Source organism: Pseudomonas sp. MWU15-20650, assembly GCF_023242475.1.
Lineage (GTDB): Bacteria > Pseudomonadota > Gammaproteobacteria > Pseudomonadales > Pseudomonadaceae > Aquipseudomonas.
Genome location: NZ_JALJFG010000007.1, coordinates 37,343 through 57,718 on the forward strand (window position 1 = coordinate 37,343; position 20,376 = coordinate 57,718).

Here is a 20,376-nt window from a genome sequence, read left to right on the forward strand (position 1 = left end):
GTGCGCTCCTTTACTTGTACGTGACCGAGGGCACTTCTTGTCTACATCCACAGCGCTGTTCAGTGAAAAGGCGGCCACCGGCATTGAAGGTCTGGATGACATTCTTTCCGGCGGGCTATCGCGCAGCCACCTGTTCCTGTTGGAAGGCGAACCTGGCACGGGTAAGACCACCGTCGCGCTGCACTTTCTACAGGCCGGCGCGCAAAACGGTGAACGTTGCTTGTATATCACCTTGTCCGAAACCGAGCGCGAATTGCGCCAGGGAGCCGAGTCCCACGGCTGGCATCTGAATGACCATATCCACATCTTCGAGCTGACCCCGCCGGAGAGCCTGCTGGACGCGGATCACCAACAGAGCCTGCTGTACTCCTCCGACCTGGAACTGGGCGAGGCCACGCGGCAGATTTTCGAAGTGGTCGAACGGGTCAAACCCACCCGCGTGGTGATCGACAGCCTTTCTGAAATCCGCCTGCTTGCGCAAAGCTCGTTGCGCTACCGTCGGCAGATCCTGGCGATCAAACACTACTTTGTGCGCTACGACACCACGGTCCTGCTGCTGGACGACCTGACCACCGAATCCCTGGATAAAACCGTGCACAGCGTGGCCCACGGGGTGATTCGCCTGGAGGAACTGACCCCCGCCTACGGCGCCGAACGCCGTCGGGTGCGTGTGGTGAAATACCGTGGCCAGAAATACCGCGGTGGTTTTCATGACTTCACCATCATGGGCGACGGTATCCACGTGTTCCCACGCCTGGTGGCCGCCGAACACCGCGGTGGCTACGTCCGTCAGACCTTGAGCAGCGGCATCCGTGAACTGGATGCGCTGATGGGGGGTGGTGTCGAGACGGGCTCCAGTAGCCTGATCCTGGGCCCGGCCGGTACCGGCAAGTCACTGATCTCAATGATCTTCGCCGCCGCCGCCGTGGCCCGTGGCGAAAAAGCCGCGCTGTTCATTTTCGATGAAGAGTTGGGCCTGTTGTTCGAGCGCATGAAAAACATAGGCATTGACCTCGCCGCCTTGCAGGCCACCGGCAACTTACTCATCGAACAGGTGGACGCTGCCGAGTTGTCCCCCGGCGAGTTCTCCCATCGCGTGCGGCGCTGCGTCGATGAACGCGGGATCAAAACCGTGGTGATCGACAGTATCAACGGTTACCAAGCCGCCATGCCGGAAGAAAACGCGCTGATCCTGCACATGCACGAGTTGCTGCTGTACCTCAACCGCCGTGGTGCGGCGACCTTCATGACCGTCGCCCAGCATGGCCTGGTAGGCGATATGCAAGCCCCGGTCGATATTACTTACCTGGCCGACACCGTCATTCTGCTGCGTTACTTCGAGGCATTGGGCAAGGTGCGTCGCGCCATTTCCATCATCAAAAAACGCACCGGCACCCATGAATCGACGATTCGCGAATACCGTATCGACAGTCGTGGCATGACCGTGGGTGAGCCCCTCGATAACTTCCAGGGCGTGTTGCGCGGCATACCGACCTTCACGGGCACCGGCTCGCCCCTGCTCAAGGAAGAGGGACAGTGACAGGCCCGTCTCCCGTCTCCGAGCGCGCCATCGTGCTGGCGCCAATGGGCCGTGATGGCTCCCTGGCGCTGATGATGCTCAACCAGGCCGGTTATAACGGCATCATTGCCAGCAACCTGACGCTGTTGTGCGAGGCACTCGAGCAAGGTGCCGGCTTGCTTATCATTGCCGCCGAAGCGCTGCGTGGCGTAGACCTTGAGCCCCTGCTGGGGTATTTGCAGCAACAGCCCGCCTGGTCTGATATGCCCATTGTGCTGATGACCCATCACGGCGGCGGCGAGCAAAACGGGTCATCCCACCTCAGTGGCTTGCTGGGCAACGTGACGTTTCTGGAGCGGCCGTTTCATCCGGTCACACTGATCAGTCTCGTCAGTGCGGCCCTGCGTGGGCGCCGGCGGCAATACGAGGCCCGCGACCGGTTGATTGACTTGAGCGAAAGTGAACTGCGCTTGCAACGCACCCTGGAAACCCTGGAGCAGCAAGTGGAAGAACGCACGGCGCAGCTACGCAACAACGAGGAAGCCCTGCGCCAATCGCAGAAAATGGAAGCCGTCGGGCAGTTGACCGGCGGCATCGCCCATGACTTCAACAATATGCTGACGGGGATTATCGGCAGCCTTGAGTTGCTGCGAAGGCGTGTGGCCCGGGGCAAACTGGATGACCTCGATAGCCTGATCGACCTGGGCGTCACCTCGGCCAACCGCGCGGCCGGCCTGACCCACCGCCTGCTGGCGTTTTCCCGCCGCCAGTCGCTGGATTCCAAACCCGTGGAGATCAACCAGTTGGTGATATCCATGGGCGAGTTGCTGGCGCGCAGCATCAACGAAAGCATCGCCCTCGACATGCGGCTGCCGGAACAGCTCTGGACTGCCGAGGCGGACCCCAACCAGTTGGAAAGCGCCCTGCTCAACCTGGTGATCAACGCGCGTGATGCCATGCCCGGCGGCGGCACGTTGGTGGTTGAAACCTCCAACCGCCACCTGGACAGCGTGTTCACCGCCGCCTATGGCACCTTGACGCCCGGCGATTATGTGGAGCTGAGCGTCAGCGACACCGGCTGTGGTATCCCGGATCACTTGATAGGCCGCGTATTCGATCCGTTTTTCACCACCAAACCCATCGGCCAAGGCACCGGCCTGGGGTTGTCGATGATCTATGGCTTTGCTCGCCAGTCCCGTGGCCATGTGACGATCCACAGCGAAGTCGGCAAAGGCACCACCGTCAGTCTGTTCCTGCCGCGTTTTGTTGGCGAAATGAAAACGCAGCAACCCCTCAACCCGACATTACTGCCCTTCGCCAATGCGGGTGAAACGGTGTTGATCGTCGAGGATGACCCCGCAGTCAGGGTGTTGGTCAGCGCAGTGCTCAACGAGCTGGGCTACGGGTTTGTCGAGGCCGCCGATGCGAATACGGCGGTACCGATCATAGAATCCGATCAGCGCATTGATCTGATGATCAGCGACGTCGGTTTGCCCGGGATGAACGGTCGGCAGTTGGCGGAAATCGGCCGCCAGCTCCGTCCCGAGCTCAAGGTCTTGTTCATTACCGGTTATGCCGAACACGCTGCGGTGCGCGGCGGGTTCCTGGACCCAGGGATGCAGCTGATCACCAAGCCCTTTACGTTTGATTTGTTGACGGCGAAGGTGCGGGAGATGATCCAGGCGTAGATGCGTCGCGTCCCTACGCTCGCGACAACACCCGTGTTGCAACTAATTGTCACGGCTTCATAAAGAAAAGCTGGAATCGACGCCTGTTTTTTCCACGAAACGTTCACGAGCAACGCATGAAAAAAACACTTAAATCGGCATCGACCAGGAAAATTCCGTCAAAGCAGGTTGGCAGTTCGCCTATACGCCTGGCAGTGAGCTCAGCGCCAATGCCAAGAAGCTCGAAGCTTAAGCCGATGGAATGCGCGGCGCCCTGGTTTGACGCCGCGTTATCAGGCTAACAAACGCTGGATATGTTCCTGCAACGTATCCAGATCAAACGGCTTGGCCAGGATCGGCGCGTTGCGCGTGATCGGGCTGTTGCAGTCGAGAATTTCCTGCGGGTAGCCGCTGATAAAGATCACTTTCAATTCCGGGCGCAACTTGATCGCAGGCTCGGCAATCTGCACGCCGGAAATCCCACCCGGCAGGCGGTAATCGGTCACCATCAAGTCCAGGTGCGGTTTGGTTGCGAGGATTTCAAAGGCCTGCTCCCCATCGATCGCCTTCAAGACCCGATAGCCCAAGCCCGCCAGGTATTCACCCAACACAAACATAATGGATTCGTCGTCCTCGACGATCAGAACGACATCTTGTGCATCTTCACTCATGGGAAGCCTTTGTCCGGTCAATTGCTGCAGTTACGACCATCGGGTCACGCAGAGGTTGCGTCCAGCTGACGATTGATTTCATTGCGGCGCCTGAAGTGGCAGGCACACCCGGAACAAGGCGCCCTCGCCTATGCGGCTTTCGACCTCGATCGTGCCGCCATGGGCCGCGACGATTTGCTCAGAGATGAACAACCCCAGCCCCAGGCCCGAAGTGGCATGGTTAGCGCAGACCCGCTCGAACTGCTGGAAAATACGCTTCTGGTTGTCTTCGCTGATACCGATGCCTCGGTCACGCACTTCGACGCGCGCCTCGCCATGCTCGGTATACACGCGTACATCCACCGGGCTCTTGGCGCCATAGCGCAAGGCGTTGGTCAGCAGGTTGGTCACCACCTGCTCGATGCGGAACTCGTCCCAATAGCCTTCGACGGGTTCATCGGCGACCAACTGCATGGACGACTCGGCGGCGGCCACTTGCGGCGCGAAGTTTTGCACCAGGTTGCGCACCAGTTGCGCCAGGTCGAAACGCGCCGGGCGAATCGACAGCTTGCCGGTACGGATGCGCGACACGTCCAGCATGTCCTCGATCAGGCGGATCAGGCTCTGGATCTGCCGCTCATCGCGGTCAACCATGGCGTGCATCTTGTCGAGGGTAAACGCGGCGGCGTTGTCCCGGGCAAGGTGCATTTTGCGCAATTGGGTTTCCAGGATCAGGCCGTTAAGGGGCGTACGGACTTCATGGGCGACAATCGACATGAAATCATCGCGCATGCGCACGGCCTGCTCCAGCTCGGCCTGGGTGGCTTGCAGGCGCGTCAGCAACAGCTCTTGCTCGCGGCGGCTACGCTCCAGGGCTTCCACTTGCAGCTTCATCGCCTTGCTCTGGCGGTACAGGTCAACGAACACATTGACCTTGCTCTTGACCGCGTGGATATCCAGCGGTTTGTGCAGGAAGTCCACCGCACCGCTTTCATAGCCCTTGAAGGCGTAGTTGAGTTCGCGGCCGGCGGCGCTGACGAACACAATCGGGATATTTTTGGTTTTCTCGGTGCCGCGCATCAATTCGGCCAGCTCGAAACCGTTCATGCCGGGCATCTGCACGTCGAGGATCGCCATGGCGAATTCATGTTCCAGCAACAGGGATAACGCTTCGTCGGCGCTCAATGCCTTGAAGACCTGGCGATCCTCACGCTTGATCAGCGCTTCGAGGGCCAGCAGGTTTTCCGGCAGATCGTCGACAATCAGCAGTTTGGCCTGGACAGTACTTAACATGGGAGGGGTTCCAGGGAAGCCAGCAATGAGCCGATACGGCTCAAAGGAAGAATATGGTCAGGCGTGTGCAGCGCCAGGGCGGCCAGGGGCATCACGGCAATTCGCGCTTCCTGGGGGTCCTGGACGACGGTGTTGCCGCCCGATTGCTTGACATGGGCCAACCCGCGCGCGCCGTCATGGTTGGCGCCGGTCAACAGGATCGCCAGCAAGCCTGGGCCATAGGCATCGGCGGCCGAGGCGAACAGGAAGTCGATGGCCGGGCGGGAGTGGTGTACCCGGTCTTCCTGGCTCAGGGACAGGCTGCGGTCCAGCTCCACCGACAAGTGATAACCGGGCGTGGCGAAATACAAGGTGCCCGCCTCGATCGTTTCCTTGTCGCACGCTTCTTTCACCGGGATGCGCAGGCGTCGTGCGAAGACTTCCGCCAGTTGGCTGCGGCGCTCATCCGGCAAATGCAGCACGGCGATGATCGGCACGCCGAAACCTTCAGGCAGACCGCTGAAAATAGTCAGCAACGCCTCGACGCCGCCGGCGGAAGCGCCGACGACGATGGCTTCAATCCCGCGAATCGGGCTGGTTGCGACACCGCTCATGATTTTCGGTAGATCCGTTCCTGTTTGACCAAGGGTTCGAATTGCTTGCTGTAGGCGGAAAAATCCAGGGTTTCCTTGCTGCCCAGCACCAGGAAGCCGCGATGGCACAGCGACTCATGAAACAATCCAAACGCCCTGTCCTGCAATTTTTTATTGAAGTAAATCAATACATTACGACATGAAATTAATTGAGTTTCTGAGAAGACGCTATCCGTCGCCAGGCTGTGATCGGCGAAGGTGACGTTCTCGCGCAGGCTTTTATCGAAGATCGCGTAATCGTAAGCCGCCGTGTAGTAGTCGGCAAACGAACGTTGACCGCCGGCCTGCTGATAATTGGCGGTGTAGGCGCGCACATTCTCCAGGGAGAAGATGCCTTGCTTGGCTTTATCCAGGGACGCCGGGTTGATGTCCGTGGCGTAGATGATCGTACGCTCCAGCAACCCTTCTTCACGTAACAGGATCGCCATGGAGTACACCTCCTCGCCCGTGCTGCAGCCGGCAATCCAGATCTTGATCGACGGGTAGGTCTTGAGCAGAGGCACCACTTCCCGGCGAATGGCCAGGAAGTGCGACGGATCGCGAAACATCTCGCTCACCGGGATCGTCAGAAATTGCAGCAACTGCATGAAGGCCGATGGGTCGTGGAGCACCCGCTCCTGCAGCGCGGAAATGGTCGCGCAGTCGAACTGGCGCAATGCATGGGCCACGCGCCGTTTAACCGACGCGCCGGAGTAGTCGCGAAAGTCATAGCTGTACTTGAGGTAAATCGCCTCAATCAACAGGCGCAGCTCGATATCGCTGCTTTTGTCCAAAAAACACTGCTCCACTTAGATGCGCTCCATCTTGGGTAGCCATACGCGAATCAGCGAAAACAGACGGTCCAGATCAATCGGCTTGGCCAGGTAGTCGTTGGAACCTGCCGCCAGGCAACGCTCCTGATCGTCCTTCATGGCCTTGGCCGTCACGGCGATGATCGGCAGCTTTTTCCAGCGCGGGTCCTGGCGGATCAAGGCGGTGGCCTCGTAACCGTCCATCTCCGGCATCATCACGTCCATCAGCACCAGGTCGATGTCGTCGACTTCATTGAGTTTATCGATGGCGTCATGGCCATTACGCCCGATGACCACCACCGCGCCTTTGTGTTCCAAGGCGCTGGTCAGGGCGAAGATATTACGTACATCGTCGTCCACCAGCAGGATCTTGCGCCCCTCGAAGACCTTGTCGCGGCTGCGTGCGGTCTTGAGCATCTTCTGGCGGTCATGTGACAGCTGGGATTCGATTTTGTGCAGAAAGAGCGTGACTTCGTCCAGCAGACGCTCGGGTGAACGGGCGCCCTTGATGATGATCGAGCGCGAATATTTGCGCAGCTCTGCCTCTTCGTCGCGGGTCAGGTTGCGTCCCGTATAGACGATCACCGGTGGGAACGAGCAAATGTCCTCGGTGGCCATGCGCTTGAGCAGCTCGTTGCCGAGCATGTCCGGTAGCTTGAGGTCGATGATCATGCAGTCATAGACCGTGTTGCGCAGCAGTTCGAGGGCTTCCTGGGCAAAGCCTACGGCGGTGATTTCGATGTCATCGTCGCCGATCAAGCGGGCAATACTGTCACGCTGCAGGTCATCATCCTCCACCAGCAGTACACGCTTGACCTTCTGGGTCAGCTTGGCTTCCAGGCGTGCAAACACGTCTTTGAGCTCTTCGCGGGTGGTCGGCTTGACCGCATAACCGATGGCGCCCATGTGCATGGCCGCTTCCACACGGTCTTCCACGGAGATCACGTGCACCGGGATGTGGCGGGTATTGGCGTGCGCCTTGAGACGCTGCAACACGGTCAGCCCGGAATGGTCCGGCAGGCGCATGTCCAGAAGGATGGCATCGGGGATGTATTCTTCGGCGAGGCTGTAACCTTCGTCGGCACCGTGAGCGACCAGGCAGTGGTAGCCCAGCTCATGGGCCAGGTCGAAGAGGATGCGCGCGAAGTTCGGCTCATCTTCCACCACCAGGATGCAACGGGTGCTGAACGGCGCTTTGTCACGGTCATCGGCAAAGCGCGGGATCAGGTGGGCGTCCGCCACCGACAACGGCGAAACTTTCACGGGTGCAGGTGCCGGGACCACCACGGGTTGGCGGGGTTGCTCGATCGGCGGCGCATCGGCCTCGCGCTCGACATACTGCTCCGGCAACACCAGGGTGAAAATACTGCCCTTGCCCGGCTCACTGGTCACACTGATGTAGCCCCCCAGCAGCGTGGCCAGATCGCGGGAAATGGACAGGCCCAGGCCGGTGCCGCCGTAACGCCGATTGGACGTGCCATCGGCCTGGCGGAACGCTTCGAAGATGCTTTCCTGTTGGTCCTGGGCGATGCCTATCCCGGAGTCGCGCACGGTAAAGGCAACGCCCTCCCCTGGTGCGCGGGACACCGTCAGGCTGACCTCGCCTTGTTCGGTGAACTTGATCGCGTTGGAGAGCAGGTTCTTGAGGATCTGCTCCAGGCGCTGGCGATCGGTAAACAGCAGGGGCGGCGCACCTGTTTGTACCTCCACCTGGAAGCCCAGCTTGCGCTCAGCCGCCAGCGGCTCGAACAGGCCACGCAGGCCATCCACCAGGCGCACGACACTGGAGTTCTCCGGGCGCACTTCCAGCTTGCCGGCTTCCACCTTGGAAATATCCAGGATGTCATTGATCAGGTTGAGCAGGTCATTACCGGCCGAATAAATCGACTCGGCAAACTTGACCTGCTCGGCGCTGAGGTTTTCCTGGGGGTTCTCCGCCAGCAACTTGGCCAGGATCAATGAGCTGTTCAGCGGCGTGCGCAGCTCGTGGGACATGTTGGCAAGGAATTCAGACTTGTATTTGCTCGAGCGTTGCAGCTCATCGGCGCGGTCTTCCAGTTCGAGTTGCGCCTGGTTGAGCTCGACGTTCTTGCGGTCCATGGCGTCGCGCTGCTCGGCCAGGGTCTGGGTCTGTTCAGCCAACTGCTCGTTGGTCTGTTCAAGTTCCGCTTGCTGAGTTTCCAGGTGGGTCTGGGATTCCTTGAGGATGCGCGACTGCTCCTCCAGCTCTTCATTGGCGGTCTTGAGTTCTTCCTGCTGCACTTGCAGTTCTTCGTTGAGCTGCTGGGTCTCGGCCAACACCTCCTGCAAACGCTGGCGATAACGGGCGGCTTCAATAGAGGTGCCGATATTGCCGGCGATCAGTTCCAGCAGCTCAACGTCGCGCTCCTCTAGCGGGCGCAGAAAGCCCAACTCGATCACGCCGTTGACACGGTCGTCATCGCTGGTTGGCATCACCAGCACACTGCGCGTGGAGCCTTCACCCAGGCCGGAACTGACCTTGAAGTAGTCCACCGGCACATCGTCCAGGCGAATCAGGCGATCGAGCTGGGCGGCCTGCCCAACGATGCCTTCGTCGCTGTAGATCGACTGTTCCTGCTGTTCCTGCTCGCGGGAGAAGCCATAAGTGGCCACGCGCTTGAGGCCACCATGTTCTTCGCGCACATAGAGAGCCGCGACAGCCGAGCCCATGTACTGGGCGAAGAACTGCAGAATATTGCGACCGAGCATGTTCAGACTCAACTGGCCAAGCACTTGCTCAGCCAATTCAGTCTGGCCGTTGCGCAACCAGGCTTGCTGTTCCAGGCGTCGCGCTATCTTCTGTTGCGACAGGATGTTTGCGCTGTAACTTTCTGAAAGTGCGAGTAAGTTCTTCCTGCCGACATAGGCAAGAAAGCCGCTTAACCCGAGTACAAACACCAGGTACAGCGTGACGCTGACCACGGTGGTACGGGTGACATCTTCGTTGCGGGTTATACGGAACTGCTGCTCCATCGCCACCGCATCATCGTATTCCTTGCGGATCTCATCGGTCAGACGCTTGCCACGGCCGGCCTTGACCGCGTTGCGGTAGTCGCCGTTCTCACGTTGCATGTCAATCATCGACTGAGCGTACTTGTTCCACTCGATCTGCAACGCTTCCAAGCGCTTGAGGCGATCCACCTGCTGGGGGTTATCCGCTACCAGCTCCTGCAAGTTACGCAGGTCGGCAATGATCCGCGGCTTGGCCACTTCGTACGGGTCGAGGAAATGCTCATCGCCAGTGATCAGGAAACCACGCATGCCGGTTTCCAGGTCGACCGTGAGCTTGGACGTTTCATTGAGGTTATTGATGACTCGGTCGGTGTGCTCCACCCACTGGATCACCGACAGCAAATAGGTAATCAGCACGACGAAAAATACTGCGCTGAGCACGCCCACACTTAGCGGCAGGGCCACGTTACGGCTCAGGAGTTTACGAAAGCTCTTTTCATCGACAGACGACGCAGGAGTCATGGGCATGCCTTGGCCAGGTGCGGAAAAAGGGAAGTTTGCCCGAAGAACAAGGGTCAAGGCTATGTTTGTGCGTTGATTTGAAGCGATTGCCTGCTCAGTGCGTGACGAGTTTCGTACGGAGTCAGGCCTATTTCATCAGCTCATTTACATACGTTCAAACAAATGCCCGGAACGGAATCGGAACGTACTTCGGCTGCCCTGGCACTCATAAGTGCGCCTCAGGAACACGGAAGATCTTTTGGAAGGCGTCCTTTTTGACCCACCAAGGCCCCCCCAATGAGCATGACTCTTGTAGCAAGACACTCCGTAGACGTCCCCGTCCTCCCTGTTGTCAAAGCCCCTGAACCGGAAGCACAAAGCGCCTCAGGCGCGCCAGCTGCGACAAATGCCCACTCCACTCCCGCGGCTCAAACGCCGACTCCCGCCACCCTGCGCAGACAACTGGCAGACCAGGAAAATGTGCGGAAAGTGGCTGAACTGCTTCAGAAGCTTGACCCCTCGGTGACTAAAAGCCTTACAAGAAGGATGAACGTTGAGGTTCCCAAAACCTGGGTTGATTACGCGCTTTTATCCTGGTTGAACAAAACCACTCTGGAACCTCACCCGGATTCATCCTACGCCTCAGCGCACACTACGCCGCCAACGCTGGCTACCGTCATCACCGACCTCGGCTTTGATTTGCCACGTCAAATCGATGACGCCAGGGCGCTCGCACGCGTATTGGAGCAAAAAACCGCGCAGCACCCTCTGGGAAATTTCGGTGGAGCACTTTCCTGGCCAATACCGATGACAGAGCAGGATAAGCAAAAGATCTACCAGTTCATGTTCAGTCACAACACGGGCATACCCGGCCTGCCGCTACCGGACGTTGACAAGGGCACGTTGGGATATTTGCTGAACGGCAGTTCGGTGACACAAAGCGACCTGCAAAACCCTAGCGCGGCGTTGCTGAAGTTACTCGACTCGCCCAGGGCCCAGGAATTAGGGCGAGCCCTGCAAGCGCACTTGGGTGGCGTCTCATCAGACACCAGTGTGTACGACTATATATTGGCCGCTATTCACACCGTGCTGGACGTCTGGAGCATCAGAGGGCAAGTCAGCAACAAAATAACCGACTTCGACCTGGCGGCCCCCGAGCAATGGGGGCAATCCCCTTCATCCGTGCTTGAAAAGCTGAGTGCTCACCTCATCCAGAAAAACCGAGCGACACCGAATAACGTGAAACTGGTGACGCACCTCTTGTTGTCCCGGGCGGCTCCACAACTGCTCATCAAAGACATCCCCCCCAGTGTGAAATTCGGCAGTCCCCTGTGGACGCAACTGACCATCGCCGCCGCTAAAATCGAAGCCCACACGCCTGGCCGGGTCCCCGGCATGACCTATGCCCAAGTGCTGATTGCAGCCGAGCCCCTCCCGGCCAATACCTACGCCGTTCAAGCGGCCCAACGCGATGCCTTGATACTATGGGGTGTGTCCCGAAACCTGCTGAGTCGCGAAAACATCGAACCGACACCTTCGCAAATCGAACAGGTCAGGGAGGCTTACAACAATCATCTAGAAACGTTGATGAATATCTCATCTTCCCTGCAAGTCCCCATTCCCAATCGCACTGAGATGGCGCTTGACTGCCTGAAAGCTGAGTTTCCCGACGTTGATCCGGCGGTTTTCGAAGCCCGAGTATTGGCCAAGCGTTTCAGCGGGAATGGTCGCGGTGATCCGAGAGGCCGCTCCATGCTCGATATTCTGCTGGAGGGCAAGCCTCTAGAGGCGGATTGGGCATGGGTCACCCACGACAAACGGATTCCGATCAATGCATTCAACCGCTTTGCACGCACCGAAAAGTGCGACGTCACCTCGAGTTTCACGGACCAATATGAAAAAGCCATAACGGCTCAAAAGAAAGGCCACCATGGGATGGTCAAACACCTGATCAGCGAGTTGCCATTGGAGGATCGCAAAAATTTTGAACTCGGCAAACTTGAATACTTCTACTGCGATGACTACCGCAAAACAAAGGACGGTCGATTAGAGTTGGTGAAACGTGACCGTACCTTGTACGTGAAAACCACCCGAGAGGGCGTGGAAAACCTTTACCACATCAGCACCAGCGGCGGCGCCGGCAGTATCGAGAAAAAAAACCAGCGCATCTCAGACTTCCCTGGCCTGCTCCCCCTTGAAAAAAGTAATGAGGCCGCAGAACAGCTCTACGCGATATCAAGGTCTTATCACCCTTTCACTAACTCGCCCGCCCCTGACTCTGCAGAAAAACCTGCCAGTGATGCGATTCCCAATAGCTTCGACTCCAGCCGAACCCATGCGATTGCCAATTTTTACTTGGAAAAAATGGACCTCGACAGTAAGGAGTTACTCAATTACGCCAAGAGCGTTACGTCCTTCGAACATGATCGGATGGGCGATAGCCAGGTGGGTGAGTTCCTGCTCAATCTGATTCCATTTTGGTCTGCCGTTGACAACCTTCGACAAGGCAACTATGGGGACGCAGTCTTTGACCTGGCCTTCGATGCCTTAGGATTCCTCACCTTTGGCGTGGGCAAAGCTGCGCAAGCCGGCAACGCCGCGCTCAAGGGCGGGCGGGCCTTGAGCGGCGGCGCCAAGGCCGCGAAGGCAGCAAAGTTCTTCGGCGCAATGGCAATTGATTCACTCAACGTACTCGGCGGGCTGGTTGGCGGGATAACGGGGGTTGGGACCCTGCTACATAAAATGGCTACTAAGGGGGCCGAGTGCGTGAACATGCTCAAAGGCGCAACGGGTAGTTATGACCTGCTTAAAGCCGCCAGTAAACAGGAAGGCATCGTCGCAATCGGCACCTACAAGGTGGCAGAGCAGACGGTCGAAGGCGGTGCTGTGTTTCGAGACGGCAAGTGGCACGCCTATGGCCCGATCGTGCAGAAACCTTACGGAGCTGCACTGGTTGATTTCACACCTGCAACGGTTGCCGCCAATGGTCAGATAAACAGCAACTTCATTGACTGGCTAGCCAGGTATGCTGCGCCCAATCCAACCACCAGCCGCGGGATGTTCAGAGACACATTAGAGACCGCCCAGAAAAATGATAGCGCTGCCTACATGCGAGGCTTTGACTCGGGCCGGGCCGAAGATATCCCAGGCTATCACCCGACGATGAAGCAATCGGAAATAAGGGATCTGGCGGTCACGAAGGTCACTGACCCTGAAGCAGTAGGCACATTGGCCAAGGAGATACAGAAACGCATGGCGCACACTAGCCTTGAGCACTACAAAGCTTTTCAAAATGAGATGGTTGCCCAAGGTGGTAAAGCCTACGCGATGCCGCAAAACCTTTACCTCAGCCAAACGGACCTGGCTTCAAATGGAGAGTGTGCAGCCATCGTGAATACCATGGCGCTGGCTATCCTGCACGGCCGAAGGGATGAGTTCATCAATAACTTTATGAAAGCAGTGGGGAATGCTGACGACCCCAACGTCAAAGCCTTTCGTAGAGAACTGAACCAAATGCATCAGGTGCTGAGTGGTCAGTATCACGGCACGCAACCCTTCAGCCAACTACCGCACACCGGCATCATCGACGAACTCGGCAAGGCAACACCTCCGACACTCTTGGCGATCAGCACCAAAGATCATGGGCTGCTCGCAGGCGTCACCCTGACCCCAAGCAACGAGAAGGAATGGTTTTTCTTTAACCCCAACTTCGGATTGGCGACATTCCCGGATGAAGCCTCAATGCGCCGAGGGCTGGAAGTCTCTTTGAACAGCGGGTGGTCCGCCGGCACGCTTAATCCTGTCGACGTTGCCAGCGGCGTACCGGAATTCAACGTCAGTTATTTCAAAGAACAGAGCTTTACCGACACCGTGCCGTACAACAACCCGTACGCCCTGATCAACGCAAATCTTTGACCTTCGTTTGAGTCACTTGCGTCAATGGCATTGTTGCGCACTGCCATTGACGTTCTCTCCCTATACACGCCACGAACGCGATGCGCTGCACTCAACGCGAGATTTGCTCACATTCCCTTCGCAATGCCCCACCCCATGCGCATGCTGATTGTCGATGTACTCGAAGCGTTGGCGTTCAAGGTGCTTGAAGCCGCCGATGCAGCAAAGGCCCTGACGCTATGTTTGTGCGTTGATCTGGAAGCAAAACCTACCGACCGCATGGGCCTGGCGCGCTGACTGTGGGCGTTGCTTGGCAGCCCCGAGTATCTTGAAACAGATCTCACCACCGCGAATCGGCGGCCTTGTCACCTTCTGCGCGTTCAGGGGTGCCAGGCACGCTCCCCCGTCTAAACACACGTGTCCAGGCGGCCCTGAGTCTGCTCGCCTGCCTGTCGGGCCAGGGCATCGAAGGTGAGTCTCATACAGTGTTACGAAGCAGGTTCGGAACCTCGCCAAAGCTTCTTCACACACATCAATACGTGCTTGGACCCGCGAGCGGTCTTAGGCACACGTGAATTTTCTTTCCGAACCAGGTGCTTTGTATGACGACAATATTGCAAAATCATCAGCCTGATATCTTTGCACATTTACCTAAGCCGCCCCCCATCATCTCCTTCCCACACACACCGCTCACGCCCCCAGAACCTCTCGAACTCCCGGGCACTACCGAGGTCAGCAACCTTGATCTCAACGAGCAGCTGGGCACCCGTCACAATTTGAAGACGCTCGGCAATGCCTTGGCCGAGATCGCCCAGCGCCTGGGCCCGGACGCACCCGCCCATGACGTGTTGGCGGCGCTCAAAGCCACCTCGATGGAGGTTCATCCGGATTCGGCGGCTCGCGCCGTGTTGGGGGCTCGCACCACGCTTGAGTCATTTATACAAAGCCTCGGGCTGCCGTTACCGAACAGTCACTTCAAGGTGTCCGGCCTCTCGGTGGCGGTGCTCGACCGCGCCCAGATTCATCCCCTGGGCAACCTGGAGGGCGCACTGGGCTGGCCCGTGCCGATGAGCGCCGATGACCAGCAGCGTTTGCGCAACCTGGCCCTCGACTACGCCACTGCGCCGAATCAGCCAACCGTCAAGCAAACCCCTGGTTCGTTGCTGGAGTATTTACGCAGGCAAACCACCCTGGCGCCCGAGGTCTTGGGCGATTCGGTCAAAACCGTGAACGCACTGATCAGTTCTCCCCAAGCGCAATTACTGGGCAAGAGCCTGCAAGAAGGTATGCAGCACGTCGCCACAGATAGCAGCGCCATGGACCATCTCCTGGCAGCGATGACCTTGCAGCTGGACCCCGAGTCCATCACTGAGACGAACCGCAACCTGGTGGCAGGCTTCGATCTGGCCCACGAAGACCACTGGGGCCAAACCGCAGACAAAGTGGTCGATGGGTTGGCCAAGCACTTGGTAGCCCAAGGCAAGACCAGCCCCGGCCTGGCCGGCGCTGCTGCTTATTTGTTGCTGGCATCGCGGGCACCGGTGTTCCTGATCAAGGACATTCCCTCCACCGTGACCTATGGCAGCCCGGCCTGGGTCAACCTGGCCGTTGCCGCCGCGGCCATTGAAGCCCAGACCCCCGGCCGGGTGGCGAGCATGACATTCGCACAGGTTATGCTCGAGGCCGAGAACGCCACCCTGGCCGACGGTTCAGTCACTCACGATGCGCAACGTGAAGCGCTGATCGACTGGGGTGTTGTGCATGGCGTGCTGGTCAAAAAAGCCGATCACCTCTACACCGCCGAAGAACTGACTGCCTTGCTCAGAGAATTCGAGGCGCGCACTGCATTGACGGCCTCGGCGACTGAAGGGTTCGAAAAGACCTGCCTTCCCGTGCGCTCAAAGCCGACACCGTGCTCAACGAGCGCTTTCCCGGCCTGGAGGCGCTCTACGATAAAAGGTTGATTCACGTGTCGTATCAGAGACGCCGGCCGTGGGGAGACGTCTACTATGAACCCGGCCCGGTCGGGCCGCACTCGCTTCGGGACATCGTGATGATGGACTTGAAAGGACCACTTCGCTACAGCAGCAATGATTCGCGTATTCCTTTGGACACGTTGAATGCCATCCCCTCATTTGGTGTGCGGGAGTCGTTCATTCAGGAGTTCAAGGAGGCCATCAAGGAAAAGAAAGTCGCCGTGCATACCGCCATAAGGCATCTTATCTCCCAACTGCCCCTGGAAGAGCGAAAGGACTTCGAGTTGGGCAAGATCAGTTTTTTTCAACGAAAACTCACGGTCGCAGGCGAGGGTTTTTTTGCGAAAACCGTTCATCCAAAAGACGAAAGGATGTGGGTGCGCATCGAGCGCGACGGCAAGACAAATGCTTATGAAATCAGCTTCAACGAAGGCTCGATACGAAGCCTTTCCAAACACAGCGTAGAGCGCAGGACGAGAACTGAGGGCAAGAACACTTACGAAACCACAGGGTTCAAACCTTCCAAGGGCGCGGACGCGCTTGGCAAGGAAACAGGATCGGCAGGCAAACCAGTACCTGACAGCTTCAGCTCTGCCCGCAGTCAACTCATCGCGGATGCTTACGTGGAGCATATCAATCTTGATGATGATGCTATCCGACAACAGGCGATGGGCCTCACTTACCACGATAAGAATATGAAGCGGGCCGATGCGTTCCAGAATTTTTTGCTGGACTTGGTGCCGTTTTATTCCGCTGTCCAAAACTTTCGTGCAGGTAACATTGGCTCGGGGCTGCTTGACTTGGGCCTGGACCTGTTCGGCGTCCTGACGGCAGGTGTGGCAACCGCTGGTAAAGTGCTCAAGATTGCCAGCACCACGGCTTCCACCCTCAGCAAAAGCGCACGCGCGGTCAAGGTCATCGGTGGGGCGACTTTCGGCGCCCTCAACCCGTTGGGTGGGGTGGTTGACGCAGCCGTCGGAGGGGTGCGGCTGGCCGGTAAGGGCTTGCAGTTTCTCGGAAACAAAACCACCAAGGCCGTGAACGCAATGCGCGGTGCTACCGGCAGTTACGATGTGCTCAAGGCAGTGGGCAAGGAACACGGGACCGCATTGATTGGTACTTATACCGCTGCAGACCGCAACGTCCGTACGGTCGCCGTATTCAGGAATAATCGCTACTATCACTATGACATGGTCAAGAACAACGTATTTGGGGCGCCGATCAGGAATTTTTCGCCCTTGGGCGCGCCGTCAATGATACTCCGCTCCACAGGCACTCATAACGCTGGTTTTCGACATCTTCTGACCCACGCCCAATCGCCGGCGAATGCTGCCGCTTATCAGCGAGGTTTGGCTCAGGGTTCTCCTCATGACCTGCCAGGCTTTAATGCCAATATGTCTTCCGAGGATTTAGTCAATATTGCGTTAAATAATCACTTGCCCCCTGAACAAATGGGCACGCTGGTGAGGGAAGTCACAGCGCGAAAAATCGAGGAGGCCAAATACGTATCATGGCTCCTGGAAAATGATGTGCGCGCTCCCGATGTGCATTTCACCCCGGTGTCGCAGATCGATTATCTGGCGCGTATTGACATAACATCCAAGGGCCAATGCGCAGGTTTATCCAACCTCATGGCCTTGGCGATCATGCTCGGTAAAGAAGACGAGCTGATGCAAAATCTCTACCGCGCGGCGAGAAATCCGGCGGACACAAAAGCGGCTGAATTTATCCAGGAGATGCAGAACTTACACCGGGTCGTTGGGGACCAATCGGCTTTTCACATGGGCAAACCTTTCAAGCAGCAAGGTCACCTGGAGATCATCGACGAACTGACCAACTCCCCAACCTCGAAAACCATCAGAATCGCAACCAAGGACCATGCAATGATCGCGGGGATAAAGGTCGAAGGTGGCAAAACAAGCTGGTTTTTCTACGACCCCAATGCCGGGTTGGCCAAATTCACAACGTTGCAATCGATGCAGGAGGGCATGGAAAAAGCGCTCAACAGTGGCGGACTTGGGAAAACTTTAAGTCCGCACAGCACGGGTAAGGAAGGGAGTGTCTATGAAACCAGCGTTTTTGCCGCCAGCGATATGGACACGGTCAACAGCGTTTACAAAGAGCTGTTAGAGGCTGCCTTGTAAGGGCTGTACAGCGCGCCAATGAGTGTTGGCGCGCTTGTTTTTCAACGAAGGTTTCACCCATGAGCATAGGTATCTACACAACTGGGGGGGCAGCGCTCGCCACAGGGGAATAACTTGTGTAGCTACCGATGCACCCATGAGACTTTACGCGGCACAATGAGCACAATAGGCAATGCCGGTGGGAACTTGCATGCAAGCGCAACACTCACTAGTAAGCTGCCAGTCGATTGTGCAACCCCCGTACTCTCTCCATTTTTCAGGAATACCCTTTATGCCCTCCACCATCCTTGTAGTCGAAGACGACGCCATTGTGCGCATGCTGATCGTCGATGTCCTCGAAGAACTGGAGTTCGAGGTGCTTGAAGCTGCGGATGCGCAGGCAGCGTTGGAGATGGTTGAAAATACCGACCAGATCATCAACCTGATGATGACCGACGTCGGCCTGCCCGATATGGACGGCAAAGAACTGGCCACCAAAGTCCGCGAATTGCGCGCCACCCTGCCGATTCTGTTCGCCAGCGGCTATGCCGACAGCATCGATGTGCCCGCCGGCATGAGCGTGATTGGCAAACCCTTCTCGATCGATCAGTTGCGCGACAAAGTCAAATCGATACTGCCGTCTACCTGAGCCGATCATTTTCGACGCCACCCAGCGACCGCGGCACGCCACCGACTGTCTTGACTTCATTGGCCATCGCAGCCCCTGCGAGGCCCTCTGCGCGTTCGCAACGACCTCGACATGTGCAGTGGCTATAGTGTCAGTTCAGCTTGTTTGCAGGGATTAACGTGACGTTCGGCAAATAAAACTGGAAACTCAGCGTTTTGATTCCCCGCCCTTTAAAAAGCACTCAGGAAGGACGCAACAACATGATTGGAAAACCGACGCGCCTGCTGTTGGCGAGCCTCTCGATACTCATGAGCACCGGCGCCTGGGCCGACTTCACGGCCACCCCGAGCGAAGCGCGGGCCATCGCCAAGGAAGCCTACCTCTACGGTTTCCCTGTGGTAGAGATGTACAAGACGCTTTACACCCAGGCCGTGGATAAAGGCGGCGCGCGCTTCAAGGCGCCTTTCAATCATATCGCCAACACCGCCCAGGTCGTTACGCCCAAGGAAACCGGGGTGGCAAGCCCCAACCCCGACACCGCCAACTCCTTCGTGTGGATGGACCTGCGCAAAGAGCCCCTGGTGCTGACCCTGCCCAAGGTCGAAGACAACCGCTACTACTCGGTTCAGTTGATCGACCTCTATAGCCAGAACTTTGCCTACTTGGGCACCCGCAGCACCGGTAACAATGGTGGTCATTACATGATCGCCGGTCCCGACTGGAAGGGCCAGCAGCCGGTCGATATCGACCGCGTGCTTTACAGCGAAAGCAATATTGCCTATGCCCGGTACCGGACACAGCTGTTTGATGAAAAGGACCTGAGCAAGGTCAAGCAGATCCAAAGCGGTTACAAAGTGCAGTCCCTGAGCAGCTACGTGAAGCAGGCCGCGCCAGCCAAGGTGCCGAAGATCGAATGGCCCAAGCCCATGGCCACCATGACCGAAGGCCCGCAACTGTTCCGCTACCTGAACTTCATGCTGGCCTTCGCGGCGCCTCAGGACAGTGAAAAGGACCTGCTGGCCCGCTTTGCCAAGATCGGTATCGCCCCAGGCGCTCCTTTCAAGGTCAACCAACTGACGGCTGAACAGCGTAAAGCCCTGGAAGACGGGATCGCCGACGGCCGGGCCGAGTTTGCTGCGTTCAAAAAGGCCAAGGTCGACACCCACCAGGTGTCCAATACTGACCTGTACGGTAGCCGCGACCACCTGCAGAACAATTACCTGTACCGCTACGCCGGTGCCGATCTGGGTATTTTCAGTCACTCCGCCGATGAAGCGACGTACTTGAACTACGTGGTCGACAGTGAAGGCAAACCCGCCAACGGCGCACGCCACAGTTACACCGTGCACTTTGCCAAGGACCAACTGCCGCCCGCCGATGCCTTCTGGTCACTGACCATGTACGAGGGCAAGACCAAACTGCTGGTGCCCAACCACAAGAAACGCTACCAAATCAACTCGCAGATGCTGCCTAACCTCAAGCTCGACGCCGACGGCGGCCTGACCCTGGCGCTGCAGCACCACGAGCCACCAAAGGCCGAGCAGAGCAACTGGTTGCCGGCGCCACCCGGTCCGTTCTACGCGATCCTGCGAATTTACCTGCCCAAGCCAGAGGTGGCTAACGGCCAGTGGACGTTGCCGCCGCTGACACCGTTGAAATAACCGCCCAAGCAAGAGCAACGTGCCCGGTCACATCATCGACGGACCGGGCACGTAACGCTTGGATTGAA

Annotated in this window: 13 protein-coding genes; 8 read left to right on the forward strand and 5 right to left on the reverse strand. The window is 57.8% G+C overall.

Features of this window, described 5'->3' with window-relative positions; genetic code table 11:
- Nucleotides 1-37: 37 nt before the first annotated feature.
- Together M5B43_RS08715 and M5B43_RS08720 are read left to right on the forward strand one after the other, a co-directional pair.
- The gene (locus M5B43_RS08715) at nt 38-1,540 is read left to right on the forward strand and encodes an ATPase domain-containing protein (RefSeq protein WP_248749712.1); all 1,503 of its coding nucleotides are present in this window, start codon (nt 38-40) and stop codon (nt 1,538-1,540) included.
- Entirely contained in the window at nt 1,537-3,207 is a 1,671-nt protein-coding gene (locus M5B43_RS08720) for an ATP-binding protein (RefSeq protein WP_248749713.1), read from the forward strand. The genes M5B43_RS08715 and M5B43_RS08720 overlap by 4 nt, the downstream gene beginning before the upstream one ends.
- Nucleotides 3,208-3,479: 272 nt before the next feature.
- Here M5B43_RS08720 and M5B43_RS08725 read toward each other — a convergent pair whose 3' ends face one another.
- The 5 genes from M5B43_RS08725 to M5B43_RS08745 form a co-directional block, all read right to left on the reverse strand.
- Nucleotides 3,480-3,857, reverse strand: a complete 378-nt coding sequence (locus M5B43_RS08725) for a response regulator (protein WP_003217591.1) — start codon at nt 3,855-3,857, stop codon at nt 3,480-3,482.
- A 78-nt stretch (nt 3,858-3,935) separates the two neighbouring features.
- A complete protein-coding gene (locus M5B43_RS08730; RefSeq protein ID WP_248749714.1) occupies nt 3,936-5,129 on the reverse strand; it encodes a hybrid sensor histidine kinase/response regulator in 1,194 nt (397 codons plus the stop codon).
- Nucleotides 5,123-5,722, reverse strand: a complete 600-nt coding sequence (locus tag M5B43_RS08735; RefSeq protein WP_248749715.1) for a chemotaxis protein CheB — start codon at nt 5,720-5,722, stop codon at nt 5,123-5,125. The genes M5B43_RS08730 and M5B43_RS08735 overlap by 7 nt, the downstream gene beginning before the upstream one ends.
- Complete coding sequence (locus tag M5B43_RS08740; protein WP_248749716.1) at nt 5,719-6,534, reverse strand: protein-glutamate O-methyltransferase CheR; 816 nt, start codon at nt 6,532-6,534, stop codon at nt 5,719-5,721. Before M5B43_RS08740 ends, M5B43_RS08735 begins: the two co-directional genes overlap by 4 nt.
- A gap of 15 nt (nt 6,535-6,549) precedes the next feature.
- Nucleotides 6,550-10,047 (reverse strand): response regulator, encoded by a 3,498-nt coding sequence (locus M5B43_RS08745; RefSeq protein WP_248749717.1) that lies wholly within the window; start codon nt 10,045-10,047, stop codon nt 6,550-6,552.
- A 276-nt stretch (nt 10,048-10,323) separates the two neighbouring features.
- Here M5B43_RS08745 and M5B43_RS08750 point away from each other — a divergent pair, with 276 nt between their 5' ends.
- From M5B43_RS08750 to M5B43_RS08775, 6 genes are all read left to right on the forward strand, one after another.
- Nucleotides 10,324-13,941 carry a hypothetical protein gene (locus M5B43_RS08750; protein ID WP_248749718.1) on the forward strand — a complete coding sequence of 1,206 codons (3,618 nt, stop codon included), beginning with the start codon at nt 10,324-10,326 and terminating at the stop codon, nt 13,939-13,941.
- A gap of 135 nt (nt 13,942-14,076) precedes the next feature.
- Complete coding sequence (locus M5B43_RS08755) at nt 14,077-14,217, forward strand: hypothetical protein (protein WP_248749856.1); 141 nt, start codon at nt 14,077-14,079, stop codon at nt 14,215-14,217.
- Between the two features lie 305 nt (nt 14,218-14,522).
- Nucleotides 14,523-15,884 carry a hypothetical protein gene (locus M5B43_RS08760; protein ID WP_248749719.1) on the forward strand — a complete coding sequence of 454 codons (1,362 nt, stop codon included), beginning with the start codon at nt 14,523-14,525 and terminating at the stop codon, nt 15,882-15,884.
- Nucleotides 15,833-18,040 carry a hypothetical protein gene (locus tag M5B43_RS08765; protein WP_248749720.1) on the forward strand — a complete coding sequence of 736 codons (2,208 nt, stop codon included), beginning with the start codon at nt 15,833-15,835 and terminating at the stop codon, nt 18,038-18,040. Before M5B43_RS08760 ends, M5B43_RS08765 begins: the two co-directional genes overlap by 52 nt.
- A 262-nt stretch (nt 18,041-18,302) precedes the next feature.
- Entirely contained in the window at nt 18,303-18,668 is a 366-nt protein-coding gene (locus M5B43_RS08770) for a response regulator (RefSeq protein WP_248749851.1), read from the forward strand.
- 239 nt (nt 18,669-18,907) lie between these two features.
- Nucleotides 18,908-20,308, forward strand: coding sequence for a DUF1254 domain-containing protein (locus tag M5B43_RS08775; RefSeq protein WP_248749721.1), 1,401 nt, complete (start codon nt 18,908-18,910; stop codon nt 20,306-20,308).
- Nucleotides 20,309-20,376: the final 68 nt, after the last annotated feature.

Coding starts and splice junctions, on each gene's coding strand:
- M5B43_RS08725 (WP_003217591.1), bottom strand. CDS start 3,857: ATGAGTGAAGATGCACAAGATGTCGTTCTGATCGTCGAGGACGACGAA.
- M5B43_RS08730 (WP_248749714.1), bottom strand. CDS start 5,129: ATGTTAAGTACTGTCCAGGCCAAACTGCTGATTGTCGACGATCTGCCG.
- M5B43_RS08735 (WP_248749715.1), bottom strand. CDS start 5,722: ATGAGCGGTGTCGCAACCAGCCCGATTCGCGGGATTGAAGCCATCGTC.
- M5B43_RS08745 (WP_248749717.1), bottom strand. CDS start 10,047: ATGACTCCTGCGTCGTCTGTCGATGAAAAGAGCTTTCGTAAACTCCTG.
- M5B43_RS08750 (WP_248749718.1), top strand. CDS start 10,324: ATGAGCATGACTCTTGTAGCAAGACACTCCGTAGACGTCCCCGTCCTC.
- M5B43_RS08755 (WP_248749856.1), top strand. CDS start 14,077: ATGCGCATGCTGATTGTCGATGTACTCGAAGCGTTGGCGTTCAAGGTG.
- M5B43_RS08760 (WP_248749719.1), top strand. CDS start 14,523: ATGACGACAATATTGCAAAATCATCAGCCTGATATCTTTGCACATTTA.
- M5B43_RS08775 (WP_248749721.1), top strand. CDS start 18,908: ATGATTGGAAAACCGACGCGCCTGCTGTTGGCGAGCCTCTCGATACTC.